30 protein-coding genes and 1 tRNA gene are annotated in these 26,707 nt (G+C 65.2%); 19 read left to right on the top strand and 12 right to left on the bottom strand.

Going from position 1 to position 26,707, the window contains the following annotated elements; all coding sequences use genetic code 11:
* Positions 1–4: 4 nt before the first annotated feature.
* The 3 genes from R3D65_RS07740 to R3D65_RS07730 are packed head-to-tail and all read left to right on the top strand — an operon-like array spanning position 5 to position 1,197.
* Positions 5–433: a hypothetical protein gene (locus R3D65_RS07740; RefSeq protein ID WP_371274639.1), complete on the top strand. Its 429-nt coding sequence runs from the start codon at positions 5–7 to the stop codon at positions 431–433.
* A gap of 31 nt (positions 434–464) precedes the next feature.
* A complete protein-coding gene (locus R3D65_RS07735; protein ID WP_371274638.1) occupies positions 465–641 on the top strand; it encodes a hypothetical protein in 177 nt (58 codons plus the stop codon).
* Positions 642–684: 43 nt separating this feature from the next.
* On the top strand, positions 685–1,197 hold the full coding sequence (locus tag R3D65_RS07730; RefSeq protein ID WP_371274637.1) for a Dps family protein: 513 nt from the start codon (positions 685–687) through the stop codon (positions 1,195–1,197).
* Between the two features lie 111 nt (positions 1,198–1,308).
* Here the strand turns inward: R3D65_RS07730 and R3D65_RS07725 are convergent, their stop codons facing one another.
* Together R3D65_RS07725 and R3D65_RS07720 are read right to left on the bottom strand one after the other, a co-directional pair.
* Positions 1,309–2,271, bottom strand: a complete 963-nt coding sequence (locus R3D65_RS07725) for a diacylglycerol kinase family protein (RefSeq protein ID WP_371274636.1) — start codon at positions 2,269–2,271, stop codon at positions 1,309–1,311.
* An 11-nt stretch (positions 2,272–2,282) separates the two neighbouring features.
* Complete coding sequence (locus R3D65_RS07720) at positions 2,283–3,038, bottom strand: Crp/Fnr family transcriptional regulator (protein WP_371274635.1); 756 nt, start codon at positions 3,036–3,038, stop codon at positions 2,283–2,285.
* A 129-nt stretch (positions 3,039–3,167) separates the two neighbouring features.
* On the opposite strand from R3D65_RS07720, the gene R3D65_RS07715 reads away from it, so the two are divergent.
* Entirely contained in the window at positions 3,168–3,533 is a 366-nt protein-coding gene (locus tag R3D65_RS07715) for a hypothetical protein (RefSeq protein ID WP_371274634.1), read from the top strand.
* Between the two features lie 44 nt (positions 3,534–3,577).
* Here the strand turns inward: R3D65_RS07715 and R3D65_RS07710 are convergent, their stop codons facing one another.
* Both R3D65_RS07710 and R3D65_RS07705 read right to left on the bottom strand, forming a co-directional pair.
* Positions 3,578–4,162, bottom strand: a complete 585-nt coding sequence (locus R3D65_RS07710; RefSeq protein WP_371274633.1) for an RNA polymerase sigma factor — start codon at positions 4,160–4,162, stop codon at positions 3,578–3,580.
* Positions 4,155–4,301, bottom strand: coding sequence for a NepR family anti-sigma factor (locus tag R3D65_RS07705; RefSeq protein WP_371274632.1), 147 nt, complete (start codon positions 4,299–4,301; stop codon positions 4,155–4,157). Before R3D65_RS07705 ends, R3D65_RS07710 begins: the two co-directional genes overlap by 8 nt.
* Positions 4,302–4,504: 203 nt before the next feature.
* On the opposite strand from R3D65_RS07705, the gene R3D65_RS07700 reads away from it, so the two are divergent.
* The 4 genes from R3D65_RS07700 (at position 4,505) to R3D65_RS07685 (ending at position 6,925) form a co-directional block, all read left to right on the top strand.
* On the top strand, positions 4,505–5,302 hold the full coding sequence (locus R3D65_RS07700; RefSeq protein ID WP_371274631.1) for a response regulator: 798 nt from the start codon (positions 4,505–4,507) through the stop codon (positions 5,300–5,302).
* A gap of 70 nt (positions 5,303–5,372) precedes the next feature.
* Complete coding sequence (locus tag R3D65_RS07695) at positions 5,373–5,537, top strand: DUF1328 domain-containing protein (protein WP_371274630.1); 165 nt, start codon at positions 5,373–5,375, stop codon at positions 5,535–5,537.
* A gap of 90 nt (positions 5,538–5,627) precedes the next feature.
* Positions 5,628–6,617: a sensor histidine kinase gene (locus R3D65_RS07690; RefSeq protein ID WP_371274629.1), complete on the top strand. Its 990-nt coding sequence runs from the start codon at positions 5,628–5,630 to the stop codon at positions 6,615–6,617.
* A 110-nt stretch (positions 6,618–6,727) separates the two neighbouring features.
* Entirely contained in the window at positions 6,728–6,925 is a 198-nt protein-coding gene (locus tag R3D65_RS07685; protein WP_371274628.1) for a hypothetical protein, read from the top strand.
* Positions 6,926–6,985: 60 nt separating this feature from the next.
* Here the strand turns inward: R3D65_RS07685 and R3D65_RS07680 are convergent, their stop codons facing one another.
* Complete coding sequence (locus R3D65_RS07680; protein ID WP_371274627.1) at positions 6,986–7,183, bottom strand: CsbD family protein; 198 nt, start codon at positions 7,181–7,183, stop codon at positions 6,986–6,988.
* Between the two features lie 172 nt (positions 7,184–7,355).
* Between R3D65_RS07680 and R3D65_RS07675 the strand changes: the two genes are divergently transcribed.
* The 3 genes from R3D65_RS07675 to R3D65_RS07665 all read left to right on the top strand — a co-directional run bounded on the left by R3D65_RS07675 (position 7,356) and on the right by R3D65_RS07665 (position 10,580).
* The gene (locus R3D65_RS07675; RefSeq protein ID WP_371274626.1) at positions 7,356–7,700 is read left to right on the top strand and encodes a hypothetical protein; all 345 of its coding nucleotides are present in this window, start codon (positions 7,356–7,358) and stop codon (positions 7,698–7,700) included.
* 104 nt (positions 7,701–7,804) lie between these two features.
* Positions 7,805–9,412, top strand: a complete 1,608-nt coding sequence (locus R3D65_RS07670) for a CHASE domain-containing protein (protein ID WP_371274625.1) — start codon at positions 7,805–7,807, stop codon at positions 9,410–9,412.
* Positions 9,413–9,464: 52 nt separating this feature from the next.
* The gene (locus R3D65_RS07665; RefSeq protein WP_371274624.1) at positions 9,465–10,580 is read left to right on the top strand and encodes an AI-2E family transporter; all 1,116 of its coding nucleotides are present in this window, start codon (positions 9,465–9,467) and stop codon (positions 10,578–10,580) included.
* 192 nt (positions 10,581–10,772) lie between these two features.
* Here R3D65_RS07665 and R3D65_RS07660 read toward each other — a convergent pair whose 3' ends face one another.
* Complete coding sequence (locus R3D65_RS07660; protein ID WP_371274623.1) at positions 10,773–13,160, bottom strand: YbcC family protein; 2,388 nt, start codon at positions 13,158–13,160, stop codon at positions 10,773–10,775.
* A gap of 26 nt (positions 13,161–13,186) precedes the next feature.
* Positions 13,187–14,755, bottom strand: coding sequence for a proton-conducting transporter membrane subunit (locus R3D65_RS07655; protein ID WP_371274622.1), 1,569 nt, complete (start codon positions 14,753–14,755; stop codon positions 13,187–13,189).
* Positions 14,756–14,861: 106 nt separating this feature from the next.
* On the opposite strand from R3D65_RS07655, the gene R3D65_RS07650 reads away from it, so the two are divergent.
* From R3D65_RS07650 to R3D65_RS07635, 4 genes are all read left to right on the top strand, one after another.
* Positions 14,862–15,743 (top strand): LysR family transcriptional regulator, encoded by an 882-nt coding sequence (locus R3D65_RS07650; RefSeq protein ID WP_371274621.1) that lies wholly within the window; start codon positions 14,862–14,864, stop codon positions 15,741–15,743.
* Positions 15,744–15,824: 81 nt separating this feature from the next.
* Complete coding sequence (locus R3D65_RS07645) at positions 15,825–16,835, top strand: ABC transporter substrate-binding protein (protein WP_371274620.1); 1,011 nt, start codon at positions 15,825–15,827, stop codon at positions 16,833–16,835.
* Between the two features lie 61 nt (positions 16,836–16,896).
* On the top strand, positions 16,897–17,676 hold the full coding sequence (locus R3D65_RS07640; RefSeq protein ID WP_371274619.1) for an ABC transporter ATP-binding protein: 780 nt from the start codon (positions 16,897–16,899) through the stop codon (positions 17,674–17,676).
* A gap of 2 nt (positions 17,677–17,678) precedes the next feature.
* The gene (locus R3D65_RS07635; protein WP_371274618.1) at positions 17,679–18,593 is read left to right on the top strand and encodes an ABC transporter permease; all 915 of its coding nucleotides are present in this window, start codon (positions 17,679–17,681) and stop codon (positions 18,591–18,593) included.
* 54 nt (positions 18,594–18,647) lie between these two features.
* Here R3D65_RS07635 and R3D65_RS07630 read toward each other — a convergent pair whose 3' ends face one another.
* Genes R3D65_RS07630 through R3D65_RS07620 form a run of 3 tightly spaced genes read right to left on the bottom strand, consistent with a single transcriptional unit; the run spans position 18,648 to position 21,458 of the window.
* Complete coding sequence (locus tag R3D65_RS07630) at positions 18,648–20,000, bottom strand: aspartate aminotransferase family protein (protein ID WP_371275008.1); 1,353 nt, start codon at positions 19,998–20,000, stop codon at positions 18,648–18,650.
* A gap of 19 nt (positions 20,001–20,019) precedes the next feature.
* A complete protein-coding gene (locus R3D65_RS07625) occupies positions 20,020–20,622 on the bottom strand; it encodes an HAD-IA family hydrolase (protein WP_371275007.1) in 603 nt (200 codons plus the stop codon).
* A gap of 50 nt (positions 20,623–20,672) precedes the next feature.
* Positions 20,673–21,458, bottom strand: a complete 786-nt coding sequence (locus R3D65_RS07620; protein WP_371274617.1) for an IclR family transcriptional regulator — start codon at positions 21,456–21,458, stop codon at positions 20,673–20,675.
* A gap of 179 nt (positions 21,459–21,637) precedes the next feature.
* On the opposite strand from R3D65_RS07620, the gene R3D65_RS07615 reads away from it, so the two are divergent.
* Positions 21,638–22,882, top strand: a complete 1,245-nt coding sequence (locus R3D65_RS07615; protein ID WP_371274616.1) for a Tm-1-like ATP-binding domain-containing protein — start codon at positions 21,638–21,640, stop codon at positions 22,880–22,882.
* Between the two features lie 168 nt (positions 22,883–23,050).
* On the opposite strand, the gene R3D65_RS07610 is transcribed toward R3D65_RS07615, so the two are convergent.
* Both R3D65_RS07610 and R3D65_RS07605 read right to left on the bottom strand, forming a co-directional pair.
* Positions 23,051–23,126, bottom strand: a tRNA-Ala gene (locus R3D65_RS07610).
* Positions 23,127–23,286: 160 nt separating this feature from the next.
* The gene (locus R3D65_RS07605) at positions 23,287–23,715 is read right to left on the bottom strand and encodes a TIGR02300 family protein (RefSeq protein ID WP_371274615.1); all 429 of its coding nucleotides are present in this window, start codon (positions 23,713–23,715) and stop codon (positions 23,287–23,289) included.
* Positions 23,716–23,972: 257 nt separating this feature from the next.
* Here R3D65_RS07605 and aroA point away from each other — a divergent pair, with 257 nt between their 5' ends.
* From aroA to cmk, 3 genes are read left to right on the top strand one after another with little or no spacing between them, the layout of a single operon-like run.
* On the top strand, positions 23,973–25,325 hold the full coding sequence (gene aroA, locus R3D65_RS07600) for a 3-phosphoshikimate 1-carboxyvinyltransferase (protein WP_371274614.1): 1,353 nt from the start codon (positions 23,973–23,975) through the stop codon (positions 25,323–25,325).
* A complete protein-coding gene (locus tag R3D65_RS07595; RefSeq protein ID WP_371274613.1) occupies positions 25,318–26,022 on the top strand; it encodes an SDR family oxidoreductase in 705 nt (234 codons plus the stop codon). Before aroA ends, R3D65_RS07595 begins: the two co-directional genes overlap by 8 nt.
* A gap of 4 nt (positions 26,023–26,026) precedes the next feature.
* Positions 26,027–26,677, top strand: coding sequence for a (d)CMP kinase (gene cmk / locus R3D65_RS07590; RefSeq protein ID WP_371274612.1), 651 nt, complete (start codon positions 26,027–26,029; stop codon positions 26,675–26,677).
* The last annotated feature ends 30 nt before the right edge of the window (positions 26,678–26,707 follow it).

Raw genomic sequence — 26,707 nt, 5'->3', positions numbered from 1 at the left:
AGCAATGCTGAAACTGCTGCCCCTGGCCTTTTCGCTGATCTCCAGCGACGTGGAGGCTGCCGTTGCACGGCGCAAGCGCAACGGCCTGCTGATGGCGCTGGCCTGTTTCCTGCTGTTGAGCGCATGGGCGGTCGGCCTTGCCGCCGCTGTCGCCCTGGCGGCGCGGGCCTGGGGTGTTCCCGCAGCCGCAGGCGTCGGATCGGCCCTGCTGGCCGCGCTCGCGCTATGCATCCTGGCCGTTCTCTCGTTTCTGAAATGGCGAGACCGCAAGCGTGCCGAACAGGACGACACCGGACGCCGCATTGCCGCCTATGCCGCATTGGGCGCTGCCCCCCTTCTGCAAAGAAAGGCGGGCTTGCTCGGCCTCGGGCTCGCTGCCGTCGTGGCGCTCGCGGCCGCCCAGGCCGGCACATCGGATCCGGACAATGCATGACCATGAACGCCACCACCAGAAAGGAGACGTCATGAACCGCCCGCTGAAGCCAAAGGAAGCCCGCCAGGGAGAGCGGGGACGCCCCGTTCTCGTGATCCTCGCCGCCGGCCTGCTTGTCGCCATGATCGCCTGGGCCGGAATCGCCATCTACGGCGAAGCGATCGATACCGCCGTCGACCAGAGCGAGACGGGCCTGGGCGAAGGCTGAACCCTGTCCGCTCCCCCAACCCTGACCGAAGGAGACCGATTCCATGTCGAATGTTACCGCAGTCCTGAAACCGGAAGCCCACGCGGAAAAGATCAATATCGGCCTGTCAGCCGACTACTGCAAGGAGATGTCCGGCCTTCTGACCGGGATTCTCGAAGACACATACCGGCTGACCGTCAAGAGCCATGTCTATCACTGGAACGTGGTCGGCCCGTTGTTCAAGCCACTGCATGAACTGACAGAGGACCATTACGAGGAACTGTTCGCCGCGGCCGACACGATCGCCGAGCGCATTCGTGCGCTGGGTCATCTCGCGCCGGTGTCGTTTGCCGAAACATCCCATTTCGCGCCGGGGGAAAAATCGGTCGATCACTCCAGCGCCAAGGCGATGGTGGAGGATCTGATCGAGACCCATGAAAAGGCCGTCCGGACCATGCGCGAGGCAGCCGGCAAGGCTGGCGATGCCGGCGATGTCGTGACCGAGGACATGCTGACGCAGCGCCTGACATTCCATGAGAAAGCCTTGTGGATGATGCGCGCGATCGTCGCCGACTGAACCACGCCAGAAGCGCCGCAACCTGCTGCACGGCGCAGCGCGAAGGCCTCCGCGTCACCCGTCGCGGAGGCCTTATTTCGATGGGTTGCGAACGGGTGGCATCCGCGCCCGTCAAAGCAGGACGGGCTGGCCGGGCATTTCCTGCCGGCCCGACGCGGCGGCGCCGGTCCCTGCCGCCAGTGGGCTCAAGACGCGAAGGGCCTTGCGTTCCAGACGGATCGCGACGCGCGCCTCCAGTTCCACCAGTTCGCCGTCGACGAGGGCCATGGAACCGGGCTTGAGCCGGGGGAATTCAAGCACCACTTCGCTCGCCGTGGCCGTCTCCAGGTCCGGATTTCCATCCCAGCTTCCCAATGTCAGATCGGCGGCCAACTGCACGCTGGCACGGGGTTCGAGCGGGCGGGCCAGATACATGCCGAGGCGGCCGAGATCCCAGGTATCGGGATAGGGCAGATGCCCGTGCCCATGGGGATTGGCGGAAACCACCAGGAGGCTTAGCCGGCGCCGCGAGTGGTTGCCGTCGGCGGTTATCCGGGCGCGAAAGGAGGGTGGCCGGATCAGCGGTGAGAGCGCGGCGCGCGCGCTGGCCAGTATCTTGCCCAGCCGCGATGCGTTGTACTCCCGGCGCTCCCTTTCGATCACCATGCGCGGCTGCATGCCAACCGAGTACTGGTGGATGAAGGGGCGGTCATTGGCAATGGCAATATCGGCGTGTGCCTCGGGCGCGCCGGCCAGGGCCGCGATGGCATCGGGCATGTTCAGGGGTATGCCGAGCGTGCGCGCAAAGAAGTTCATCGTGCCGGCAGGCAGGATGCCAAGCGCCTTGCCCGATTTCCAGCATTCAGCGGCGGCGGCGGATACCGTGCCGTCGCCTCCGCCGGCGACAATGCAGTCGATGTCGTGGCGGCCTGCCTGCTCGCGCAGCGCGCCGATCAGGTTGGCGCCGTCCGTGACGTGGCACTCGAAGGCCCGTCCGGCATGGCTGAAGGCCGCACCAAGATCGGTGCAGAGGCGGTCGACATCGACGGTTCGGATCGTGCCTCCCTCCCGGTTCAGAACGGCAGCAACGCGCATGGCGGCATTCCTCAGATGAAGGGGCGTTTACGGGTATCGTCCGGCGTCCATCCCGCCGTTCGTTCGAGCGCATCGCGGTCGGCCACGACACAGCCGTGGTCGGTCCAGCGGATCATCTGGCGGCGCGCCAGCTTGCGTAACGTCTTGTTGGTGTGGACGAGCGAAAGGCCGAGCGTATCGGCCATGTGCTGCTGGGTGACGGGCAGGCGCTGCGCGCTTGCGTCGTTTGCACCGGACTGGCGGCTGCGGTGGTCCAGGAAGGCGAGGAGGTAGGCCGCGCGCTCAAGCGCCGTGCGCCGGCCGATGGACAGGAGATGTTCGTCGAGAATGCGCTCCTCCTGCGCGGCGATCCAGGTGATGTCAAAGGCCAGATCGGGATGCGCCTCGAACAGGGATGACAGGCGGTTCCGCTCGAAGACACAGAGCTGCACGTCGGTCAGCGCTTCCACCGTGTGCTGCATTTCGCCCATCAGAGTACCTTGCAGGCCGACGAGATCGCCGGGCATCGCGTAATTGAGGATCTGCCGGCGGCCATCGGGCAGAACCTTGTAGCGAAAGGCGATGCCTTCGAGGACGGTGAAGAGATGCGCGCTATGGGCGCCCTCGACCAGAATGGTCGCGCCCTTGTCCACCGCCAGTTCGCCCTTCTTGAAGCCGCTCACGAATGCCAGTTCCGGTTCGGAGAATTCACGATAGCAGTCATTGGCCCGCAGCGGACAATGCGAGCAGTGGGTCTTTCCACGTTGAACCGAGAATTTCGCCGTCATGGAACCTCCAGCCATGCCGCAACGCCTTGCGGCCCGGAAGGTTCCGCTGCGCAAGCGTCCGCCATGTCATAGTTAAATGACACGGCCGGGAAAAAGTTCATTCTAAGTTTTTCCATGAAGGGATCATCCATGTCCGGAGAATGCCTGCGGCTGCTCATCGTCGAGCCCGAACCGCTCATCGCGATCGATATCGAGCGCATCGTCGGCGACATCTACCAATGCGAGGCGATGATCGTGACGGACCTCGCCAAGGCGCCTTCGGACGCCTGGGATCTGGTGATCTGCGACTGTCCCGAACTCACCACCTGTTTCGTGACCCGGCTGACCGGCTTTCTTCCGGAAGGCGCGGGCGTTGTCCTCGTCAGCGCATCCGACGGGGTGGTGAACGCGCAAAGCCCCTGGCCGCATGTCGGCAAACCGTTTGCCAACAGCCTCCTGCTCAAGGCCGTTGAACGGGCACTGGCCACCCGTCCCATGCCGGACGAGCCGGCCTGAGCGGAGCGCTTGCGTCATCCGGGCGATCCACCGCCAGCGCGGTCTCAGCCGGCGAAAGCGCGCTTGGTGACGGTGGCGGAAATCTCGTCCGGCCCGTAGTCACCCTCGCCGGAGACCGAAAGCAGTTCGGCAAGCCGGTTTCGCGCGCGATTGACGCGGCTCTTAATCGTGCCGATGGCGCAGCCGCAAATCTCGGCGGCTTCCTCATAGGCGAAGCCGGATGCACCGACGAGAATGATCGCCTCGCGCTGGTCGGCCGGAAGCTGGTCGAGCGCGGCGCGGAAGTCCTGCAGGTCGAGCGCGCCATATTGCGCCGGGTGAACCGACATGCGCTCGGTGAACAGGCCATCGGAATCCTGTATTTCGCGCCCACGCTTGCGCATCTGGCTGTAAAACTCGTTGCGCAGAATGGTGAAGAGCCAGGCGTTCATGTTCGAGCCCGGCTGGAACAGGTGCTGCTTCGACCAGGCCTTCATGATCGTTTCCTGGACGAGGTCATCGGCTTTGTCATGCTTGCCGGTGAGCGAAACGGCAAAGGCGCGCAGGTTCGGCAAGGCCGCCAGCATCGATCGCTTGAACGCCCTGTCATCGGCGGACGGAGCGTCTGTCCGGTCGCCAGCCTCACTCACGGCCATTCTCCGCGGATGCCTTCTCACGCGGCGCGGACTGGCTGTCGACCGCGTCGAGCCGCTCCAGAAGGTCAAGAAAACGATCGGGAATGCCCTCTTCCTTGACTGAATCATAATAATCGCGCAGGCGGCGCGACACGGCGTCTCCCGTGGCTCTTGCCGATGAGGAACGGGTTGAATTCACTTTGTTTTTCACGCGATACCTTTCCATCCTGCCCGGTACGATCTGGTTCGAAAATGCACTGGCCGGAAAAAAGTTCCGGCTTTGGCGGAACTTTTTTCGCGCTCACGCGTCTCGACCTTTACCGAAACGTCCAACCGGACATGGGGAGATACTTTAGCATGTCATTATCCACCCGTATTGCCGCCCATCTGCCTTACCTGCGCCGTTACGCGCGCGCGGTGACCGGTTCGCAGACATCCGGCGACGCTTATGTTGCCGCGGCGCTGGAGGCACTGATCGCCGATCTGTCTCTTTTTCCGGCAGCAAGCTCGGACCGGGTGTCCCTGTTCAAACTCTTCTCCCACCTGTTGCGTTCCACGAATGTCGAAATTCCGGAACCGGACTCTCCCTTTGCATGGGAGCAGCGCGCGGCGGCCAACCTGGCGCGGGTGCGGCCCATCGCGCGGCAGGCTTTCCTGCTGACATCGGTGGAATCCTTCTCATCGGCCGAAGCGGCCGAGATCCTCGGAATCGACGAAGCCATGGTGGAGGCGCATCTGGAAGAGGCGGCGGAAGACATTTCACGGCAGGTGGCCACCGACATCCTCATCATCGAGGACGAGCCGCTGATCGCCATGGATATCGAGGCGCTGGTGGAAGATCTGGGCCATACCGCGACGGGCATCGCAAGAACCCATGCAGAGGCCGTTGACCTGTTCAACCGGACGAACCCGAAAATGGTGCTTGCCGACATCCAGCTCGCCGACGGCAGTTCCGGCATTGACGCGGTCAACGACATCCTCAAGACCGCACAGGTGCCGGTGATCTTCATTACCGCCTTTCCGGAGCGGCTGCTCACCGGCGAACGGCCGGAGCCGGCCTTCCTGGTCACCAAGCCGTTCAACCCGCAAATGGTGAAGGCGCTGATCAGCCAGGCGCTGTTCTTCAACGAAGCCGTGGCCGAAAACGCCGCCTGACCCGCGCGCCTGCGGGAACCAACCGGAGCGGGGCACGTTGATCGCCATATCGGAAAACAGGAGACGACCGATGCTTTACTACGCGCTGATCTTTCTTGTGGTGGCAATCATTGCCGGCGTGCTCGGCTTCGGCGGCATTGCCGGAGCATCCGCCTGGATTGCCCAGGTCCTATTCTTCATCTTCCTCGCCGCATTGGTGATTTCGCTGATCGCCGGCTTTTTCCGCCGGGCGTGACGTGGCGGACATTGTTTCCCCAAGTGACGATGACAGGCGCCCCAAGCGGGCGCCTGTTGCCGTCTGAGAGGCCCCGTGTAGATTACCGCCATGCCGCATCGCCTGACGTGGGAGAGCAAGAAAAGCAAGGACAGCGCATTCCGGGACTTCATCGTCCGGGCGCTGAACCAGTCCTATGTGGGTGCGACGCTGCAATCCCTGGACGGACGCTACATCTACATCGCGAACCTGCCGGACTGCTGGCACGTGAAGGCCGATGCGGAGCCCGACGAAATGCAGATGTTCGGCGAGAAGCTCGGCGCAGCGCTCGGCGAAATCCGCAACCGCGTGGAGACGGGCGGCGAAGTGGAACACCTGCTGACAACCGGACCGGAGGAGCGCCGGTTCGAATTCATCATCACGCGCACCGGCAACGGCGCCGATTCGCTCATCCACACGACAATCATCGAGCTGACGGAAGAGCACCGCCGCGAACAGATGCTGCGGGCGCTTCTGCGCGAGGTCAGCCACCGGTCGAAGAACCTGCTGGCCATCATCCTGAGCATCGTTTCGCAAACCGCGCGTGGCGCCTCGACCCTTTCCACCTTCCTGCCGGTGTTTCGCGGACGGATCTATTCGCTGGCCCAATCGCAGGATCTGGTGACCGATTCGAGCTGGCGCGGCGCCCAGTTTCGCGAACTGCTGCGGGCACAGGCCGCCAAATATCTTGACCATGCCGATGCCGTGATGACCGTGAACGGCGCCGATCCGTTGCTGTCGCCCAACGAGGCGCTGCATGTGGGGCTGGCCCTGCATGAATTGCTCGTCGATGCCATCGCAGCGGCCGCGGCGCTGGGCGCGCGCCCGGAAATCACGGTCACATGCGAAGTCAGCGGCACCGACCCCCGGCAGATCGAGATCACCTGGAGCCACACCACGAGCGGGCCGGACTTCCTTTCCGAAGCCGGGCAGGCCGACGCCTTCGCAAGCGTGGTTCTCGACCGGATCGCGCCGGCGGCGGTTGGCGGAACGGGAACGATCGAGCGGCAGGACAACCATTTCATCTACCGGCTCACCTTCGAACAGGCGCCGCAAGGCTGAGCCACGCCACCGGCTGCTTGCCGGCACGGAAAAAAAGCCCTGACCCTCTTCCCACCCGTTTGGGGAACCGGCCGCGGGCCTTGTGTATTGAGCTTCCGAAAGGAGGCAACATGAGCGACCATGACACCGAAAGCGCAGACAGCAGCGCCCGTACGCGGCCTCCTGTTTCAAGCGGCTGGCTGTTCGCCCTGTCCATGACGGCAGCCCTGGCAACCGGTGCCTGGCTCATCCTGAGTGAAGCGCCCGGCGACGCACATGGCTATTCCACATTCATGACAACCAGTCAGGCCGAGCACCAGCGGCCATGAAAAAAGCCCCCGGTTCATTCGCTGACCGGGGGCTTTTCCATCGTCTCTGGCATGGGAAGATCAGTGGCGAGCGAGCCAGTCATCAATCTCGCGCTCGGCTTCCTCTTCCTGCTTGCCGTAGCGCTCCTGCAACTTGCCGGAGAGCTGCTTGCGATTGCCGGCGATGACATCGAGATCGTCACCGGTCAGCTTGCCCCAGTTCTCCTGCACGTTGCCTTTCATCTTTTCCCAGTTTCCTTCGATCTGATTCCAGTTCATGTCGTTTGTCCTCTCGTCAAATGGGGGTTTGCGGCACTGCCGCGGGGGCGCATGAAAAACGGTCTTGCCCGGTCAAGAGTTCCCTCGATCATGGCCGCGTCCGGAAAATCCGGTTCGCGGAACCGTGTGGCGTGTCACGGCGTTTTCCGACTGCCAACGAGAGACCGGAGCCATGGAACATCTTGCTGCACTCATGCTTGTCATCGCCTGCGGGAACACGCCGGAAAGCTGCGCGGTGCATCCGGCGCCCGTGACGGGCTACGAAACCCTTGAAGCCTGCCAGCATGCCATCGCACCCGCTCTGGGGCGCGCCGGCACGCGGAGCGGCGTTCTGGTCGCGCGCTGCCTGCCGGTCGATCCGATGGATGAACGGGAAATGGAGATCGTGTGGGACGTCACCACGCAGGACGGACTTCAGGCTTCCGTCCGGCCCGTCGACGAGCCGGCACCCGAGACCCCTGCCAATGCACTGGTGGCCCAGGCCGCAACCGGAGAAGAAACCCGTGCCTTGCGGTGATTCCGCAAGGTGAACCGATCCAACAGCGTTTCCTGAAACTTGCCCTTCCCCGCAGCGGAAAAAGCGGCATACTGTCTTGAAAACACTTTCAAGAGTCAGGCCAGTTGCAGAGATACGGACCAGCCCTCGTCTTCTTGCTTGTCGGCCTTATCGGCCTTGGAATCACGGCAGCCGTGCATCGCACGGAGAGCCAGGCCATTCATGCGCGCTTCGAGCTTGCCGCTGACGAGGCTGTCAGCCGCGTGGAGGAACGGGTACAGCAGCACATCGCGCTGCTGGTGGCCACGGCGGCCTATTTCCGTGCCGTCGACGGACGCCTGACGCGGCCTTCCTTCGCCGCTTTCGTGGAGGGTCTCGATCTCGACAGCCGGTTCAGGGGAATCCAGGGCATCGGCTATTCGGCCATTCTCCAGCCAGGCGAAGAGGAACAGGTTCGCGCGGCGCTGCGGGAAGCCTACGGCCTCGACCGGGCCGTGTGGCCCGAAAGCACGGAGGCGGTGCGAACCGCCATCCTGCTTCTCGAACCGATGAACGAGCGCAACCGCGCCGCGCTCGGCTTCGACATGTTTTCCGGCGAGGATCGCCAGGAGGCCATGTGGCGCGCGCTGCAAACGGGCGAAGTGTCCGCCACGCCGCCGGTGACGCTGGTGCAGGAGATCACGAGCATCAAGCAGGCGGGATTTCTCGTCTACCTGCCGGTGTCCGAACCGGGCGGAAACGTCCCGGCCGGTTTCATCTACGCGCCCTTCCGGGCCGGCGACCTGCACGAGGCAGCGCTGCAAGGGCGGCCGCTGCCGGTGGAACTGATGACGCGGGACATCAACGCCCCGGCCGCGCAGCAGGCGCTCTATGCCACGCCCGCCTACCGGGAGACCGGCAATTCCGTTTCCTACCGCACCACGCGGGAATTCGACATCGCGGGCCGGCGCTGGGAGGTGCGGGTTCACGAGGGGGCCGGCTTCGCCAGCGACTTGCCCGGCATTTACACGTTGCTGACGGGCCTGATCTCCTTCCTGCTGGCAACGGCGCTGTCCGCGGCCACGCGCTGGCAGCAGCAGGCCGTTGCCAACGCGCAGGCCCTGGCGGAACTGTCGCAGAGCGCTTCGGCGGAAAAAGACCTTCTGCTCAAGGAAATGAAGCACCGCATCAAGAATTCCATCGCGCGCATCCAGGCCATGGCGCGGCAAACGGCGTCGGCCAGCAATGACCTGATGGACTTTTCCGACAGCTTCTCGGCGCGGCTGCAGTCCATGGCCAATGCGCAGGACCTGCTGACCCGGTCCACCGGCAGCGGCGCCGAGCTGGGCGAGCTGATCGACACCGAATTGCAGCAGATCTACGGCTCGCAATTCGACGGCACCGAAATCGGCGGCCCGCAGGTCTTCCTCGACGCCCGGCAGACGCAGGCCATGGCCCTGACCATTCATGAACTGGCCACCAACGCCCTCAAATATGGCGCCGGCTCGCAAACCGATGGCAAGCTCGCCATCCGCTGGACCCTCTCGGGAAACGGCAGCCGGATGCTTTCGCTGACCTGGGACGAGCGCTTTCCGGCCCGGCCCGGTGAGGGCGAACCGGAGCGCCGGGGTTTCGGCTCACGCCTTATCGACGCGAATATTCGCGGCGAGTTGCGCGGCACGATCGAGCGGACCTACCATGACCAGGGCCTGACGATCGCCATCGGCATTCCGCTCAACGCGGAAAACGGCTGAGGAACCGAAACGGCGCACGGACGTTTTTCCGTGGAACCGGAGAAAGCCGCCCATGCGCCACTTCCCTCCCGGACGCGGCGCCAGGCAGACGGCGCAGTCCGGTACAATGGACGCGTTCATTTCGCTCGCGGCGCGCTTCAGCGCCATTGCCGTGGGATTGCTCGCTGTCACGGTAATCGTCGATCACGGGCAGGTGCTGATCGCGCCGGTGACGCTGGCCATGGTTATCGGGCTGATGTTCGGCCCCCTGGCCGACCGGATCGAGAATGCCGGCATTCCGGCGCCCATTTCCGCCGCGGCCATCGTGCTGGCGTTCCTGGCGCTGATCTCGGCGGTGGTCGCGACGATCGTGATCCCGCTGACCGCGTGGACGGAGAGGCTGCCTGTCATCTGGGCGCGGGCACAGACCATCCTGGCCGACTGGAAGGACCTGCTGACGACGCTGGACAGCATGAGCGCAAGCCTGCAAACGGCGCTCGGGCAGGAGCGTGTGACGCAGGAAGTGAAGGTGGATGATGGCTCGACGGCGGAAAACGTCGCCTGGCTGGCGCCGGCGCTGGCAACGCAGATCGTGCTGTTCCTCGCCAGCCTCTACTTCTTCATGGCCACGCGCCATCAATTGCGCCATTCGGTGCTCAGCCTGTGCTTCGACAGGCGGCTTCGCTGGCGCATGGCCCATGTCTTCCGCGACGTGGAAACGCTGGTCTCGCGCTACCTGATGTCCATCACGGCGATCAATATCGCCATGGGGGCGTGTGTCAGCGTCGCGATGGCGCTCCTCGGCGTGCCGTCCCCGCTGCTGTGGGGCGTGCTGGCCGGCCTCTTGAACTATGCCATCTATATCGGGCCGGCCATCATGTCGCTGATCATGCTCGGCGTCGGCCTTGCCACCGGATCCTCGACCTCGGGCTATCTGGCACCCATGCTCGCCTATCTGGCCGTCAACATGACGGAAGCCCAGTTCGTGACCCCGCATGTGCTTGGCCGAACGCTGACGCTGAACCCGTTCATCGTGCTTCTGGCCCTGGCATTCTGGATCTGGGCATGGGGCCCGGTGGGCGGATTCATCGCCGTGCCCCTGCTGCTCGTGGCGGCCGCCGCGATCCGTCACGTCTCGCCGGCCAACCACCGCCGCCATGCGCTTCAAGCCAATGCGGAAAAAAACTGATACCGGCAGCGGAACAATATGCCACGCCCAGGCATTCTAGGGGCGTGACAGGCTCGAGATACCCCTCCCCGCACCAAAGCTGTCACTCTTGTCCGCTTCTCCTGCCCCCCGGAAGCGGGCTCCAAGAGGGAAGCGCCTTCTGCCCGCGGCGCTTCCCTCTTTTCATCGGGCCGGTGTTCCGGCCGGTCATTCTCAGGCCCACGATTCCCATTCCAGATCACCGGAATAGCGCCAGCCCGGCTTCCCGCTGTCATCAAGCGCGATCAGGTGAAGCCAGCGATTGTCAAACAGTGCGCGCACTGCCTCATGCTTGCGCAGTACCTGCGACATCGCTTCGCGCGGCGCCTCGATCATCACGGACAGGCGCAGCGGCTCATGGACGAAGCGCTCACCGTCATGCACGGATTGCCAGGGCAGGCCGCCGCGCAGCAGACCGCCATTGCCCTCCACCACGCCTATGCCCCCGACGACATTGTGCAACAGCTTGTTGCCGGCGCCGAAGACCTGCGGGGCGACCGTGGAACCGTAATATTGCAGGCTGATCCAGCTCGCGACGACCACCGGCGCGGTCATGATCAGTTCAAGCACGGCAAAGCCGTTGGCGCTGTCGCGCCGCCAGTCATAATCATGGAGGAAGGCCTGGCCTGCCAGGTCGCGTCCGGCCGTGCGTGTCCGTGGCGCCGCGATGAACGCCCGGCATCCGGCCAGACCCCATTCAGGACGCGTCTGCGACCAGTCGCGCGCGCGGGCCGGAAGACCGGCTTCGCCATCGGCGCGCGGAAGGCGCAACGCACGCTCGGCGCGGGCGATCCGCCCGGCGCGCTGAAGCCAGCCGGCCACCTTTTCCAGGTCGCCTGCATGTCTGGCCGTATCGCTGTCGCCATCGTAGAGCGTGACGGCATCGGTCGTCGTGTCATGCAGGGCTGCGACGAAAAGCGTATCGGCGGGAATGGCGATCCCCGTGTGCGCAAGCCCTTCACGTACGGCCGGATCGTTGAGCAGGCCGGCAAGCAGGCGCGCATTCACTTCGCCGGAATGGCCGCCGCAAGCGCCACATTGCAGGCCGCTCGCATGGGGATTGTTCACGACACTTGCGCCGTGGCCTGCAAGCAGGACAATGCGCGCAAAACCGCGCGTCAGGCCCATGGCCCGCAGAACGTTTCCGGCCGCCTCGATCCGCGCGGCCAGATCGGGTTCCGGGAAAAAGCGCGGCTTCGGCTCCCGCTTCCCTGCGGCGCCTTTCAGCCGCAGCGCATCGCGCAGCAGCCTTGCCACATAGGCCGGCCCCATGGCCTCGACGAAGGCGAAGGATGATACCGCAGCCAGCTTGAAGCGGCCCCATGCCCGGCTGGCGCGGGCCCGGAAGCGGGCCTGCCGGTCCGCCATCCCGTCATGATGACCTGTCGCGCAAGACCGGTGGGCGGGATTCAGAAGCACGGGCAGGCGCAGTTCCTCTGCATCGGAGGCAAAGCCGCGATGTGAGACGGCGATGCCGAAGAAGCCGGCAAAGCCGAGGGTGCGGATGGACGGATCGACGCTTTCGAGCGCCCGCCGGAAGACTTCCGAGCGAACATCGATGCAGAAGGCGGCCTGAAGCACGGGGCGCCCTTCGCGCTGGCCCGGCGCCGGCGCGGCAATCCTTTCGACAAGCTGGCGCTGGGCAGACCGCTCGAAGGCCTCCTGAAGGATTTCATCGGCGATATCGGCCCGGTTCAGGCATACAGGTTCGGCAAGCGCCTGCTTCACATTCGACCATTCGGCTGCGATGGCATCCCGGTAGCGTTCGAGCAGCGCTTCTTCCCATGCCAGCCGTATGGCCAGCAAGGCGGCCGGCGCGCTGTCCGTGGCGCCGGCCATCCCGGCCTGCCAGAGCCGCTGGCGCGCAAGCTGCGCCCAGCCGCCGAGCGAAAGCAGAAGCCGGTGGAAAAAGGTTTCAAGCGCAGCTTCATCCAGCCCAAGCCGTGCGACCGAACGGGCAATGGAGGCTTCCGGCGTCTCCGGCATGCCCGCCACGAAGGCGGCGAAGCCCGCAAGGCCCATGATCTCCGGGGTGATGTCATGCATCGCATGGGTGCGCCAGGCCAGCCAGGCGTCCGTTTCCTGCGGGGCCGCCCAGAGCGCCTGTCCCGCATCGAAATGGCTTGCCGCCCATTGGCCGAACCTGTCGGCAAGGATACCGGGCCAGTCGGTGCCGCTGTGCCTGGCAGCCAGGTCGGCAACCGTCGGCAGGACATCGGCCGCGGGCCGTTCCTCGGCGGCAAGCGCCTTCAGCCCGGCAAGGGATGCGGGCCTGGAAGCGTGGGGCGAGGCGGCCAGCGCGGCGGCAAGGTCGCCGTCGCTGATCTCGCCCCTTTCGATACGCTCCAGGTACCAGGCCCGCGTCATGGTGACCGGGCCAGCGCCCAGACGGCCCAGCCGGGCGCCGGTTTCTGCAAGCCCGAGCCGGCTCTGGCCGAGCCAGGGATTGACCGCGACATGGGCGGCCAGCGGCCACAGCGGCGGGATTTGCCGGATGGATGCATCCACCGCCCGTTCAAGGGCGTCTGCCGTGGGGGCGAAGGTCTGTGTCTGGAAGGTCATGATCCTGAATTCCCTTGCAGGTTTCATTATGGCCGCGTGACGGACCAGTTGCCCGTCAGCCTGTCGAAAAGGGCGTTGGCATAGAGGCCGTTGGCCAGATGCACGCGCAGGCCGGCGGCCGCCGGATGCGCGGACCACAGCGGGAAGGACGCCTGTGCGACCGCGACGAGGCCGAAACTGAGCAGCGCCAGCGCCAGCAGCGCCCATTCCAGCGGGCCGGGCGCCGGCGTGGCAGGCAAGGTGCCCGCCGCAAGCCATTCGGCACCGGAATGGAGCGCGAAATAGCTGATCGTTGCGGCCAGTGCTGAAAGCAGGGTGCGGCGTGTCAGGGCACGGGGCGCCGCGTCGGCCAGGCCCTGCGCAATCAGATAGGCGACCCCGAAGATGAGAATGGCGCCGAGCGCCAGCGCCTGGGGCGACTTGCCGTCAAGGCCGAAGACGAGCCCGAAGGCCAGACCGATGGCCGCATAGACAGCCAGCGCAAGCGCGAAGGCCCGGAGGACCGCCCCCGCGCCGGGCACGGCCACGGGCCCCGGGCGCCGGATGGAGGCGACCTGTTCCACCGCGCCGCCCGAGGCGAGAAAGGCATGGGCCTTGTACAGCGAATGGGCGACGATATGCAGCAAGGCCAGCGGAAACAGCGCCAGGCCGCATTGCATGATCATGAAACCCATCTGGGCGATGGTCGACCAGGCAAGCGAGGTCTTGACCGCCGGCTGTGCCAGCATGGCGAGCCCGCCGAGCAGGGCGGTAAACCCGCCGACCATGACAAGAGCAGCCAGGACACCCGGCGCCAGCAGCATGACATCGGCGAAGCGGATCAGAAGGAAACCACCGGCATTGATGACGCCGGCATGAAGCAGGGCGGAAACCGGTGTGGGAGCCTCCATGACTTCCGTCAGCCAGCCATGCATCGGAAACTGCGCGGACTTCAGCAGCGCTGCCAGAGCCAGAAGACCGGCGGCAGCGACGGTTCCGGCCGGCATCTCACCGCCAGCCGCGGCTGCTGCGATGGCGGCGATGTCCGTCGTGCCGAAGCCGATGCCCAGGACAAGCACTGCCGCGAGCAGGGACGCATCCCCCATGCGCGCCACGATGAATTTCTTTCGGGCGGCACGCCGTGCCTGGGCACGGTCGCCATAGAAGAGCAGCAGCTTGTGCAACCCGACGCCAGTGGCGATCCACGCGGCGGCAAATGTTGCAAGATCGCCGGCCTGGACGAGAAGCATGACCGCGGCCAATGTGACCGCGAGCCAGCCCATGAAGGCCCCCTGGCGCGCCTCCCCGTCCAGATAGGTGGCCGCATAGCGGATCACCACCCAACCGATGAAGGTGACGAGCAGCAGCATGGTGACGCTGAGCATGTCGAGGCGGACAAGCAGATGCAAAGCCCCTGCGCCGGGAAGCGGTGCGCTTTGCGCACCGGAAAGAACGAGGTGCAGCACGGCGGCCAGTGCGGCGGCAAGCGCCGCCAGTGCCAGGAACTGGAGTGCGGCCATGGCCCTGACCGGACGTCGACCGGGACCGGCGAAACAGAATGCCGAACCGGCCAGAAGCGCCAGGGGTGCAAGCAGGGTCAATGAAAAGGAAGGCATGGGAACCGTCTCCTGAAGGCTGTGAAATGCAGGCGGACCCTAGTCGTGCGATCTTCACAGTAAAAATAGATTGTTTCGCTTCTTTCGTTCGTTTAATTAGAACGATATGGCGGAGCTCAACTATCACCACCTGCGCTACTTCCATGTCGTCGCGCATGAGGGCCACCTCACCCGGGCGGCGGAGCGGCTCAATGTCTCGCAGTCGGCCCTGTCGTCGCAGATCCGGCAGCTCGAGGAGCGCCTCGGCCAGCCCCTGTTCGAACGCCGGGGCCGCGCCCTGCACCTGACCGAGGCCGGGCGGATCGCGCTCGACCATGCCGATGCCATCTTCGCCGCCGGCCAGGAGCTGGTTTCCGTCCTCAAGCAGGGAGCGCAAACGCGGGTTCCGCTGCGCATCGGCGCCATTGCCACGCTGTCGCGCAATTTCCAGCTCGCCTTTCTCGATCCCGTGCTGGCGCGCGATGACGTCGCGGTGATCCTGCGTTCGGGAAGCCGGACGGAACTTTTCGAGGCGCTGGCCCTGCTTCAGCTCGATCTCGTCCTCACCAACCAGCCGCCGGACACCGATGCGCTGACACCCTTCATCACCCACCGCATTGCCGAGCAGCCGGTCGGGCTGATCGGCATTCCCGCGCTGTGCCCGCCCGCGCTTTCGCTGGCGGACCGTCTCGCCGGCGTGCCACTCATCCTGCCGGCGACCTCCAGCGGCCCGCGGGCCGATTTCGACGCGCTGGCCAGCCGGCTTGGCGTTACACCGCGGATCGCCGCGGAAGTGGACGACATGGCCATGGTGCGCCTGCTTGCGCGCGAGGGGGTCGGGCTGGCGGTCATTCCCCCCATCGTGGTGAAGGACGAGCTGGCCAGCGGGGTTCTGGTCAACGCAGACCACCTGCCGGGAATAAGGGAAACCTTCTTCGCGGTCACCACGCGGCGCAAATATCCCAATCCGCTGCTTGCTTCGCTTCTGGAGCCGATGAAGCAGCCCTGACGCACAACGGGCGTTTGTCCGTGTTTTCGGCGCGGGAAAATCATGCTAGCGATCAGGAAAGAGCCCGGGCAAGGTTTGGTCATGCCCATTCAAAACAAGGAGATCGCCATGTTCCGCAGGACATTTCTGACAACCGCCTTCGCCCTGGCCGGCCTGGCCGCAGCCGGCGTGACCGGCGCCTCGGCCGAACCCAGGACGATCGCCATCGCCAATTTCGGCGAACATCCGCAGTTGAATGCGGTCGCCGAAGGCTTCAAGGCCGAGTTGCTCGCCTCCGGGCTCAAGGAAGGCAGCGACGTGGTTTTCACGCTCGACCATGTGAATTTCGACACGACGCTGCTGCCGCAGATGATCTCGAAGATCGAGGCCACCGGACCGGCGCTGATCCTGTCGATCACCACGCCCGTTTCGCAGAACATCAAGAACCAGCTCGGCGGCACGGGCGTGCCGATCGTCTTTTCGGCCGTGACCGATCCGGTTGCCGCCGGCCTCGTGCCTTCCTGGCAAGCAGGCGACCCGAACATGACCGGCGCCACCGATGCGCTCGACATCAATGCGACCTTGGCGTTCGCGCGAAAGCTGCTGCCCGATGCCAAGGTGTTCGGCGTGCCTTACAATCCGGGCGAAGCCAACGATGTGGCAACGCTCGACCTGTTCAAGAAGCACGGCCCGGACAACGGCTTCGAGATCGTCGAGATCGGCATCGACAACACGAACGACATCCAGGCCCGGATCACCGCGGTGGCCGGCAAGGTCGACGTGCTCTACGGCCCTGCATCGAACATGATCCAGCCGGCCATTTCAGCCGTCGCGGCCGCAGCCAACGAAGCGAAAATCCCGCTGATCAATTCCCATGAGGGTCCGGTCGAAGAGGGCATCATTCCGGCTGCCTTCGCCGTTTCCTTCGACAAGATCGGCCATATCGCGGGCACCATCGCCTTGCGTGCGCTCAACGGGGAAGATCTCGCCGCCATCGCGCCTGTGAGCCCGGCCTACGAGGACCACACGATCACGATTTCGCGCAAGGCCATGGAGTCGATCGGCCTGTCCATTCCGTCCAGCTTCGACGGCTGCGGCTGCATCGTCGACTGATCCCGGCCCCAGATGCCGCGGCGGCCCGCATGACGGCGCGCCGCGGTTCCGGAGAAGCAACATGCTGGAAGTCAGGAACGCCAGGTGCGTGTTCTTCCGCGGCCTGCCCGACGAGAAGGTCGCGCTTGACGGCTTGAACCTCAGCCTTGCGAGCGGCGACTTCGCCATCGTCATCGGCAGCAACGGCGCGGGCAAGAGCACGCTGCTCAATGCGATTTCCGGGGCATTGATGCTCGACGAGGGCCGCATCGAGATCAATGGCGACGATGTGACGGCCATGCCCGTCCACCGGCGCGCTTTCCATGTCGCGCGGGTGTTCCAGGATCCGATGAAGGGCACGGCATCGAGCATGACCATTGCCGAGAACATGCTCCTGGCGGAAATGCGGCAATCCCGGCCACGGTTGCGCAAGGGGCTGACGGCGGCGCGGCGCGCGCGGTATCGCGAGGAATTGTCCTATCTTGGGCTGGGACTCGAAAACCGGCTCGACACGGAAGTCTCGCTGCTTTCGGGCGGGCAGCGGCAATCGCTGTCGCTGGTCATGGCGGTGTCCGCCAGGCCGGACATCCTGCTGCTCGACGAGCATACGGCGGCACTGGATCCGCGCACGGCCGACCTTGTGCTCGATGCCACGCTGCGCGCGGTCACGGCGCTGAAGCTGACCACGCTGATGGTGACACACAACATGCAGCACGCGCTCGACTACGGCAATCGCCTCGTCATGCTCGATGGCGGCCGCGTCGTTCTGGAACTGGACAGCGAAGCCAAGGCGAGAACCACGGTGCCCGAACTTGTGGGCCATTTCTCGGTCAAGTCCGACCGCATGCTGCTGGGGGGCTGACGATGGCGGATGTGCTTTCGGCCTATATCGCGCTCATACCGGTGACATTGGCGCAAAGCCTCATTCTCAGCTTCGTCGTGCTGGCCGTGATGATTCCCTTCCGCATCCTCAGCTTTCCGGACCTGACCTCGGAAGGCGCCTATCCGCTGGGAGGCTGCGTCTGCGCCGTTGCGCTGCTGAACGGCGTGCCGCCCTTTCCGGCCCTTCTCCTGTCGGCGGCAGCGGGTTTCCTGGCCGGCTGCACCACGGCCTTCATCCATCTGCGTTTTCGCATTCACACGCTGCTGGCGGGCATTCTCGTCACCACCATGCTCTACAGCATCAACCTGCGCGTCATGGGCAAGGCCAACCAGCCGGTCTTTCGCGAAGACAAGATCTACGACATGGTCACCGCCCTCGGCCTTTCGGGCACGTATGCGAAAATGCTCATCGCGGGCGCCCTTGCGGGACTGGTTCTGCTGCTGCTGAACCTGTGGTTCGCAACGGAGCGCGGAACGGCGATGCGGGCGGTGGGTGCCAATGCGGACATGGCGGAGGCCCAGGGCATCAATGTCTGGCGCGCAACCATTGGCGGCATCGGCCTGGCCGGCGCCTTCGCCGCCTTTGGCGGTGGCCTGATGATCCAGTCGCAAGGATTTGCCGACGTCAACGTGGGGCTCGGCATCCTCATCAACGCGCTTGCCGCGCTGATGATCGGCGAGGCCGTGGTCGGCAAGCAGACGGTCGCGCGGCAGATGCTTGCGCCCTTCGCCGGTGCCGTCATCTATTACCAGCTCATTTCGATGTGCCTTGCCATCGGCCTGCCGCCGGGCGACCTCAAGATCGCCACCGGGATCTTCGTCCTGATCATGCTGGCCGGCCCGGCCCTTCGCAATCGCAAGACGGCACCAGCCCGGCGCGAGGCGACGCGGCTGTGACACCGGCGAGGGCGAGCCAGGGCCAGCTCGCCAGCCGGCCCCGGCGCAGCGGGATCAGCCCGCCGCCGCAAGGCCGGCATCGATCGCGGCAAGAATTTTCCCGGCATCCTGCGCCGTGATGACCAGCGGGGGCGAGAGGATCAGATTGGGACCCGAGATGCGGACCATGACGCCGGCCGCATAGGCTGTCTCGAACACTTTCGCCAGCGTCTCCTTGTCCGCCGGCGTCTTCCTGGCGCGATCCGAAACGAGTTCGAGCGCCAGCATCAGGCCCTTGCCGCGGACATCGCCCACCAGCTCATGCCTTTCCTTGAGCGCCTGGAGGCCGGACAGAAGCTCGGTGCCACGCTCAGCGGCATTGCGCGCCACATCCGCCTTCATGATCTCGGGAATGCAGGCCAGGGCGGCGGCGGCCCCCACCGGGTGGGCCGAATAGGTATAGCCATGCCCGATCGCGCCGAATGAGGTCTTGTCCGCCTCGAAGACGTCGGCCACCCGGCTGTGGATCATGACCGCGCCAAAGGGGAAATAGCCGTTGGTGATCGCCTTGGCGGTGCACATCAGATCGGGCTGAACGCCCCAAAGGCGTGACCCTGTCCATGCCCCGGTCCGCCCGAAGGCGGTGATGACCTCATCGGCGATCAGCAGGATTCCGTGCCGGTCGCAAATCGCGCGAACCATCGGCATGAAGCTTTCATGGGGTGGAATGACGCCGCCGGCGCCAAGCACCGGCTCCATGATGAAGGCGGCGACCGTGTCCGGCCCCTGGAAAGCGATCTCGTCTTCCAGGGCCTGCGCGCAAAGCTGCGCAAGACGTGCCGGATCGGTTTCGCCGAAGGGATTGCGGTAAACGTATGGTGCGGGAACATGGAAGCAGCCGGGCAGCAGCGGCTCGTAATTGCGGCGGAAATTGGCATTGCCGTTGACCGACGCGCCGCCGAAATGCGTGCCGTGATATCCCTTCTTGAGCGAGATGAACTTGGTGCGGTCGCGGTCGCCACGGATCTTGTGGTACTGGCGGGCGAGGCGCAGCGCGGTCTCCACGCTGTCGGAGCCGCCCGAGGTGAAGAACGAGCGCGTCAGCCCGTCCGGCGCGAACCACTCGGCCAGCATGTAGGACAATTCGATCGCCGGCCCCGTCGCGGTGCCACGAAAGGCGGAATAATAGGCGAGCTGGTCCAGTTGATCGGCAATCGCCTTCTTCACCGGCTCGCAGGAATAGCCAAGGTTCACGTTCCAGAGCCCGCCGACAGCATCCAGCGTCGTGTGACCATCCACGTCGGTCAGGGTGACGCCCGTGGCGCCGGTGATGATCCTGGGCGGATGAGCCCGCATCTCGGCAGGGTGCGCCATCGGATGCCACATGTGCCGGGCGTTGTTCTCCTTGAGGAAATTGTTGTCGTGCAGCATCATGATCCTGTCTCCATCAGGCGGTTGTTCCCAAGAGCGCAAGCGCCCGGCGATAGCTGGCTTCGGGATCGGTCACATCGAAATGGACGGCCAGCATTCCGGCCTGCCTGGCGCCAGCGACATTCCTGGCCTGGTCGTCAACGAAGACGCAGTCGCCCGCTTCAAGCCCCAGACCCCCGGTGACGAAAGCATAGGCACGCGGATCCGGCTTCAGGATCCCGGTATGGGTGGCATCGACGATCAGGTCGAAGCGATCGAGCAAAGGCAATCTGGCGCGCAAACCGGCGCCGTAGAAGAGGTCGAGTTCGTTTGAAAGGATCGCAAGCCGCCGGCCCGCGGCGGCCGCTGCCATGATGGCATTGCGCGCCTCAGGCCGGATGATCGCGGCAGGGTCGTCGCCGCGCGCGGCGGCGACAAAGTCCTCCATGCGCGTCCATTCCCGCCCGATGCGCCGGCCGGTCTCGACCGTCCGCGCCATCCAGTAGTCCCGCTCGGAAATCTCGCCCCTCTGCATCGACAGCCAAAGCGGATCGCTTGCCGGCTCGAAAGGACCGCGCCAGGTCAGGCTGCCGGGCTCAAGACCGAGCGCGGCCTCGCTCAGGTGATGGGTCTCGAACATGGTGCGCGAGATCACGCCGCCGAAATCCAGAACCAGCGCCTTCGCCGTGCTCACCGGTATTCCTCCGCAATGGCCGCGAAGCCGGCCGGAAGCGTGCTGCCAAGGCTGACGGCAAGTTCAAGGGAGGTGCGCATGAGGCATGTGCGGATCTTCTGCTGCAAGGCGGGCGTCAGCCGCATCGTCGGCGTGGCAACGGCAATGGCGCCCTGGGCCAGGCCGCTGCCGTCGAAGAAGGGGACCGCAATGCCGGTTACCTCGTCCTCGAAGGTCTGTTCGCCGGTGGCGTATCCGCTTTGCCTGACCTGCTCCAGCCGCGCCCGGACCCTGCCCGGATCCGTCTCCGTCATCGCCGCATGGCGGTGCAGCCCGCCCCCGGAAAGCACGGCCTCGCGGCGCCTTTCCGGCCCGAAGGCCAGACAGGCGAGCCCGGAGTCGGTGGCGTGGAAGGGAAGCGGCTGGGACGGATCGACGTGAACCCGCGCAGACCGCTTCGGCTCCGAGATGCCGATGGTCGTCATGGCGCGCTCCGTGGCAAGCGAGGCATGGGCCGTCTCGCCGGTTTCCAGCGCCAGCTGCCCAAGCCATTTCGACACGATGCTTGCCAGCGGAAAACTCTGTTCCCGGACCCGGGCCAGGGTCAGGAAGGCCTTGCCCAGCCGGAACCGCCTGGTTTCCGGATCCTGCTCGATCAATTCATGGCGCTGCATCGAGCGTAGCAGCCGGAGCGCGGTTGCCTTGTCGAGCGCGGCGTTACGCGCAAGATCGCTCAGCCCCCATTCCGGACGGCTCAGGGAGAAAAATCCCAAAAGGTTCAGTGCCTTGTCGACCGTTGTCATGATGCTCCGGTTCACCGGCCGCGGTTGCTGGCGGCAGCCACTGTTTTCGTTTGACACAGTCGGAAGGGCCGTGCAAACATTTTTCAACCACCGGTTCATATATTGAACCGAAAATCTGAAGCCACGGCTGCTGCCTTGAGGCACAGCGGGGCTGGCGCGGCGAGCGGAGGGGGACGGGCGTGACGGACAGGGCAAAGACGATCCTCGTTATCGGCACCTACGACACCAAGGATCCGGAACTTCGTTTCGTATGCGACTGCATCGGAAAGCTCGGCGGCCATGTCATTTCGATGGATGTCAGCGTCCTGGGCGACCCGTCGCAACCGGCCGACATTTCAAAACACGAGGTGGCAGCGGCGGCGGGAAAGACGATCCGGGATGCGATCGACGCGGGCGACGAAAACCTTGCCATGCAGATCATGGCCGATGGTGCCTCGAAACTGACCGCGCGGCTTCATGCCGATGGCAGGATCGACGGAATGATCGCGCTTGGCGGGTCGATGGGAACGGACCTTGCGCTCGATTGCGCCCGGGCACTGCCGGTCGGCGTGCCCAAATACGTGGTTTCGACAATCGCCTTTTCCGCCATCATTCCGCCCGAGCGCCTGACCGCCGATATCCAGATGATCCTCTGGGCGGGCGGGCTTTACGGGCTGAACGAAATCTGCATGGCCACGCTTTCGCAAGCCGCGGGAGCCGTTTACGGCGCTGCCCGGGCTGCCGTCATGCCCCATCCGGACCGGCCGGTCATCGGCATGATGAGCTTCGGCTCGTCGGCTTTGAAATACATGGTCCATTTGCGCGAACCGCTGCGCGAGCGCGGCTTCTCGGTTGCCGTGTTCCACGGTACCGGCATGGGCGGCATGGCGATGGAGGAATTGACCCGGCAGGGCTACTTCGCCTGCGTCCTGGAGCTGGCCGCGGCGGAAATCGGCAACCTCATGACCGGATCCGTGCTCAATGCCGGCAAGAACCGGATGACCGCCGCGGCGGAACTGGGCATTCCCATCATCGCGGCGCCCGGTTTCGGCGACATGATCGATTTCGCGACATGGGCACCCGTGCCGGAGCGTTTCCGCGACCGGCCATACCATGCCCACAACCGCCTGATCGCGTCGGCATCCCTCACCGGCGACGAACGCAAGGAACTTGCCCGCGAATTCGCCCGGCGGCTCAAGGCATCGAAAGGACCGGTGGAGTTCATCCTGCCGACCGGTGGCGTCCATGCCTGGGACACGGAGGGCATGCCCGCACATGATCCCGAAGGGCTCGCGGCCATGGTCGAGGGATACAGGCAGGCCATGACCGATCCGGTGAACCTGACCGTTCTGGATTGCCATATCAATGACGAGGCGTTCTCGCACAAGGTGCTGGAGATCATCGACCGCTGGATCGACGACGGGACGATCAGGATGGAGGGCTGACGGCGTGGCAGCGCGGGCAGCGCACGGAACCGGCTGACGGCGAAGACGTGACGTGCGGACGGCCTGAAAGCGCTGCCGGTCAAGGCACCCGCATGCACGCATTCATGCCAATCGCCGGCCTCAAGCCGTCAGTGACAAAATCGTGGAAAACGTGGTTCCCGAAGAAATTGGTGGAGCCAAGCGGGATCGAACCGCTGACCTCCTGCATGCCATGCAGGCGCTCTCCCAGCTGAGCTATGGCCCCACGGGGAACCGGCAACCGGTTCCGGGATGAAGGCGGAGCAGTGCGCTCCGCTTCGGTGACGGGCTTCTAGCCAAGCCCCGCGGCAAGATCAAGTGCCTTTCGACACCGGCGCCGCTTTTTTTCGCGAACGCAGCGGCAGGCCCGCCGCGTTCGCGGATTCTCATTCGTCGTCGTCGCTGTTCACGCCGCCGATAATGCCCGACACGTCGTCGTCATCGTCCTCTTCCTCGTCATCGCCGAGGAACGGATCGTCGTCATCGTCACCCAGGTCGATGTCGTCATCGTCGTCGTCGTCATCATCGACATCCACCTTCTCGGATGCCGGACCCTTGGCGCCACCGGTCGTATCGTCGTCATCGGCGTCCTGGAGCGAAACCATTTCGGTCTCCGCCTCGTCGTCCTCATCCAGTTCCTTCTCGTCGGCGGTCTCGTCCTCGTCATCCTTGATGGAGGAGACATTGTCCTGGAAATAGGACAGCGGATAGGAAACACCGGTATAGGGGGAGACAACCGGATCCTTGTTCAGGTCATAGAATTTGCGGCCCGTCTCGGGACAGACCCGCTTGGTGCCAAGTTCAGGTTTCGCCACGGTTCGTCCTCGTCATGTCTTGGGGCGCGCGCACATCCCGCGCCGGATGTCAGACCGGCGCTGCCGGCCCCTGCCGAAAGGGGTTCATGAAATCGCGGACCCCTTATCGTCAAGAGGCCATTCTGTCAAAAGCTATTTCGGTACTTTCCCGATAGCGGCAAGGGATGACCCGGTGGCGGCGAAGTGCTAGACAGCCCGCGTTTCGCCGGCCAATCCAGCGCCGGCGCCCCGTCATGCCTATTGAGATGGACAGAACCATGTCGCATTCCGGCGCACCACGTCCCGCCCTCGCCCGCAAGAGCAACGCGCTTTCCGGCACAGCCCGCGTACCCGGCGACAAGTCGATTTCCCATCGCTCTTTCATGTTCGGCGGCCTGGCCGCCGGCGAAACCCGCATCACCGGCCTGCTGGAGGGCGAGGATGTGCTGGCCACCGGCCGCGCGATGAGCGCCATGGGCGCGCAGATTTCCAAACTGGGTGACACCTGGATCATCCAGGGTGCGGGCAACGGCGCGCTTCTGGAGCCGCAGGGACCGCTCGATTTCGGCAATGCCGGAACCGGCTGCCGGCTGACCATGGGTCTTGCCGGCGTCTATGACATGCAGACCGTCTTCACCGGCGATGCCTCGCTGTCGCGCCGCCCGATGGGCCGCGTTCTCGATCCGCTGCGCCTGATGGGCGTCCAGGTCCAGTCCCAGGACGGCGACCGGCTGCCCGTGACGCTGCATGGCCCGAAAACCCCGGCGCCGATCACCTACCGGGTGCCGATGGCCTCGGCGCAGGTGAAATCCGCCGTGCTGCTGGCCGGACTCAACACGCCGGGCGTGACCACGGTCATCGAGCCGGTGATGACACGCGACCATACCGAAAAGATGCTGGCCGGTTTCGGCGCGCATCTGGAAGTGGAGGAAGACGGCGACGGCGTGCGCACGATCCGCCTGCAGGGACAGCCGAAGCTCACGGGCCGGGTGATCGACGTGCCGGGCGATCCGTCCTCGGCGGCCTTCCCGCTGGTCGCCGCGCTCATCGTGCCGGGATCCGACATCACCATCGAGAACGTGCTGATGAACCCGACGCGCAACGGCATCGTCACCACGTTGCAGGAAATGGGCGGGCAGATCGACATCATCAACTGGCGCGACGCCGGCGGCGAGGACGTGGCGGATCTGCGCGTGCGCTCGTCCGATCTCAAGGGCGTCACCGTGCCGGCCGAGCGCGCGCCATCGATGATCGACGAATATCCGGTGCTGGCCATGGCAGCCGCGCTTGCCGAGGGCGAGACGGTGATGGAGGGTCTGGAAGAACTGCGCGTGAAGGAAAGCGACCGGCTCGCGGCTGTCGCGGCCGGCCTGAAGGCCAATGGCGTGGACTGCACGGAAGGCGAGGCGGCGCTCTCGGTACGCGGCCGGCCGGACGGCAAGGGGCTGGGCGGCGGCACCGTGGAAACCCATCTCGACCACCGCATCGCCATGAGTTTCCTGGTGCTGGGTCTGGCAACGGAGAAGCCGGTCACCGTGGACGACGCGACCATGATCGCCACGTCCTTCCCGGAATTCTTCACGCTGATGGGCGGGCTGGGGGCCGAACTGGAGGAGACTGCAAATGACTGAAACAAAGGTCGCCCTGATCGTCGGCGGCGGTTCGGGCATGGGCGCGGCAGCGGCCCGCAAGCTCGCGGAAGACGGCTTTTACGTCGCGGTGATGTCGTCGTCGGGAAAGGGCGAGGCGCTGGGCCGGGACCTGGGCGGGCTGGGCTTCACCGGCTCCAACCTCGAACCCGATGACCTGAAACGGTTCGTGGACCTGGCCCTGGAACGGTTCGGACGCATCGACGCGGTGGTGAACTCGACCGGTCATGGACCCAAGGGGCCGGTCCTCGACATTTCCGACGCCGACTGGATGAAGGGCATGGAGTATTATCTGCTCAACGTCATCCGCATGACCCGCCTTGTCACGCCTGTCATGCAGGCGCAAGGCGCGGGCTCCATCGTCAACATTTCCACCTATGCCGTGTTCGAACCGGAAGAGATGTTCCCGACATCGGGCGTCTTCCGAGCCGGGCTCGCCGCCTTCACCAAGCTCTTTTGCGACAAGTATGCGGGCGACAACCTGCGCATGAACAACGTGTTGCCGGGCTTCATCGATTCCCTGCCGGAGAAGGAAGACCGCCGCGCGCGCATCCCGATGGGCCGCTACGGAACCGCAAAGGAAGTGGCCGAACTGATCGCCTTCCTGGCATCGGACAGGTCGTCCTACATCACCGGGCAGAACATCCGCGTGGATGGCGGGATCACGCGCAGTGTCTGACGGCATGAAAACCGGCCCCCTGACCATCGCCATCGACGGGCCGGCGGCATCCGGCAAGGGTACGCTGGCGCGCATGCTCGCGGCCCATTACGGCCTTCGCCATCTTGACACCGGCCTGACCTATCGCGCTGTCGCCAAGGCGCTGATGGACGCCGGGGCGCCGCTCACCGACGAAGCCCGCGCGGAGGCGGCGGCGCGCGCGCTCGATCTCGGGGCGATGGACCGCGCCGTGCTGTCCGACCACGCCGTCGGGGACGCGGCCTCGCGGGTTGCCGTCATGCCGGCGGTGCGCCGCGCGCTGGTGGACAAGCAGCGCGAATTCGCCGCCCGCCCGCCCGGCGCCATTCTCGACGGGCGCGACATCGGCACGGTTGTCTGCCCCGACGCGCCGGTGAAGCTCTACGTGACAGCCTCGGCGCCAGTGCGCGCAACGCGGCGCTATCACGAGATCCTGTCGAAGGGCGGCGAGGCCGACGAGGCGCGGATTCTCGCCGATATCGAGCAGCGTGACGCCCGCGACATGGGGCGCGCCGATTCGCCGCTGAAGCCGGCCGACGACGCCTACTTGCTAGATACGTCCAACATGGATATAGAGACCGCGTTCGCGCACGCCCGGGACCTCATCGACGAGGCACGGGGCAAAGCGCGGGCATAACCCGCCTGCCGGCATTCTCCGACGCGCCGG

The sequence above is a fragment of the Zhengella sp. genome (assembly GCF_041397485.1).
Classification (GTDB): Bacteria; Pseudomonadota; Alphaproteobacteria; order Rhizobiales; family Rhizobiaceae; genus Zhengella.
Note: the sequence above shows the minus strand (reverse complement) of the source record. Positions and strands in the feature narration are given on the sequence as shown.

Excerpts from the sequence above, each read along its gene's own strand:
- R3D65_RS07740 (WP_371274639.1), top strand. The coding sequence starts at position 5 with ATGCTGAAACTGCTGCCCCTGGCCTTTTCGCTGATCTCCAGCGACGTG.
- R3D65_RS07735 (WP_371274638.1), top strand. The coding sequence starts at position 465 with ATGAACCGCCCGCTGAAGCCAAAGGAAGCCCGCCAGGGAGAGCGGGGA.
- R3D65_RS07730 (WP_371274637.1), top strand. The coding sequence starts at position 685 with ATGTCGAATGTTACCGCAGTCCTGAAACCGGAAGCCCACGCGGAAAAG.
- R3D65_RS07725 (WP_371274636.1), bottom strand. The coding sequence starts at position 2,271 with ATGCGCGTTGCTGCCGTTCTGAACCGGGAGGGAGGCACGATCCGAACC.
- R3D65_RS07720 (WP_371274635.1), bottom strand. The coding sequence starts at position 3,038 with ATGACGGCGAAATTCTCGGTTCAACGTGGAAAGACCCACTGCTCGCAT.
- R3D65_RS07715 (WP_371274634.1), top strand. The coding sequence starts at position 3,168 with ATGTCCGGAGAATGCCTGCGGCTGCTCATCGTCGAGCCCGAACCGCTC.
- R3D65_RS07700 (WP_371274631.1), top strand. The coding sequence starts at position 4,505 with ATGTCATTATCCACCCGTATTGCCGCCCATCTGCCTTACCTGCGCCGT.
- R3D65_RS07695 (WP_371274630.1), top strand. The coding sequence starts at position 5,373 with ATGCTTTACTACGCGCTGATCTTTCTTGTGGTGGCAATCATTGCCGGC.
- R3D65_RS07690 (WP_371274629.1), top strand. The coding sequence starts at position 5,628 with ATGCCGCATCGCCTGACGTGGGAGAGCAAGAAAAGCAAGGACAGCGCA.
- R3D65_RS07685 (WP_371274628.1), top strand. The coding sequence starts at position 6,728 with ATGAGCGACCATGACACCGAAAGCGCAGACAGCAGCGCCCGTACGCGG.
- R3D65_RS07680 (WP_371274627.1), bottom strand. The coding sequence starts at position 7,183 with ATGAACTGGAATCAGATCGAAGGAAACTGGGAAAAGATGAAAGGCAAC.
- R3D65_RS07675 (WP_371274626.1), top strand. The coding sequence starts at position 7,356 with ATGGAACATCTTGCTGCACTCATGCTTGTCATCGCCTGCGGGAACACG.
- R3D65_RS07665 (WP_371274624.1), top strand. The coding sequence starts at position 9,465 with ATGCGCCACTTCCCTCCCGGACGCGGCGCCAGGCAGACGGCGCAGTCC.
- R3D65_RS07660 (WP_371274623.1), bottom strand. The coding sequence starts at position 13,160 with ATGACCTTCCAGACACAGACCTTCGCCCCCACGGCAGACGCCCTTGAA.
- R3D65_RS07655 (WP_371274622.1), bottom strand. The coding sequence starts at position 14,755 with ATGCCTTCCTTTTCATTGACCCTGCTTGCACCCCTGGCGCTTCTGGCC.
- R3D65_RS07650 (WP_371274621.1), top strand. The coding sequence starts at position 14,862 with ATGGCGGAGCTCAACTATCACCACCTGCGCTACTTCCATGTCGTCGCG.
- R3D65_RS07645 (WP_371274620.1), top strand. The coding sequence starts at position 15,825 with ATGCCCATTCAAAACAAGGAGATCGCCATGTTCCGCAGGACATTTCTG.
- R3D65_RS07640 (WP_371274619.1), top strand. The coding sequence starts at position 16,897 with ATGCTGGAAGTCAGGAACGCCAGGTGCGTGTTCTTCCGCGGCCTGCCC.
- R3D65_RS07635 (WP_371274618.1), top strand. The coding sequence starts at position 17,679 with ATGGCGGATGTGCTTTCGGCCTATATCGCGCTCATACCGGTGACATTG.
- R3D65_RS07625 (WP_371275007.1), bottom strand. The coding sequence starts at position 20,622 with ATGTTCGAGACCCATCACCTGAGCGAGGCCGCGCTCGGTCTTGAGCCC.
- R3D65_RS07620 (WP_371274617.1), bottom strand. The coding sequence starts at position 21,458 with ATGACAACGGTCGACAAGGCACTGAACCTTTTGGGATTTTTCTCCCTG.
- aroA (WP_371274614.1), top strand. The coding sequence starts at position 23,973 with ATGTCGCATTCCGGCGCACCACGTCCCGCCCTCGCCCGCAAGAGCAAC.
- R3D65_RS07595 (WP_371274613.1), top strand. The coding sequence starts at position 25,318 with ATGACTGAAACAAAGGTCGCCCTGATCGTCGGCGGCGGTTCGGGCATG.
- cmk (WP_371274612.1), top strand. The coding sequence starts at position 26,027 with ATGAAAACCGGCCCCCTGACCATCGCCATCGACGGGCCGGCGGCATCC.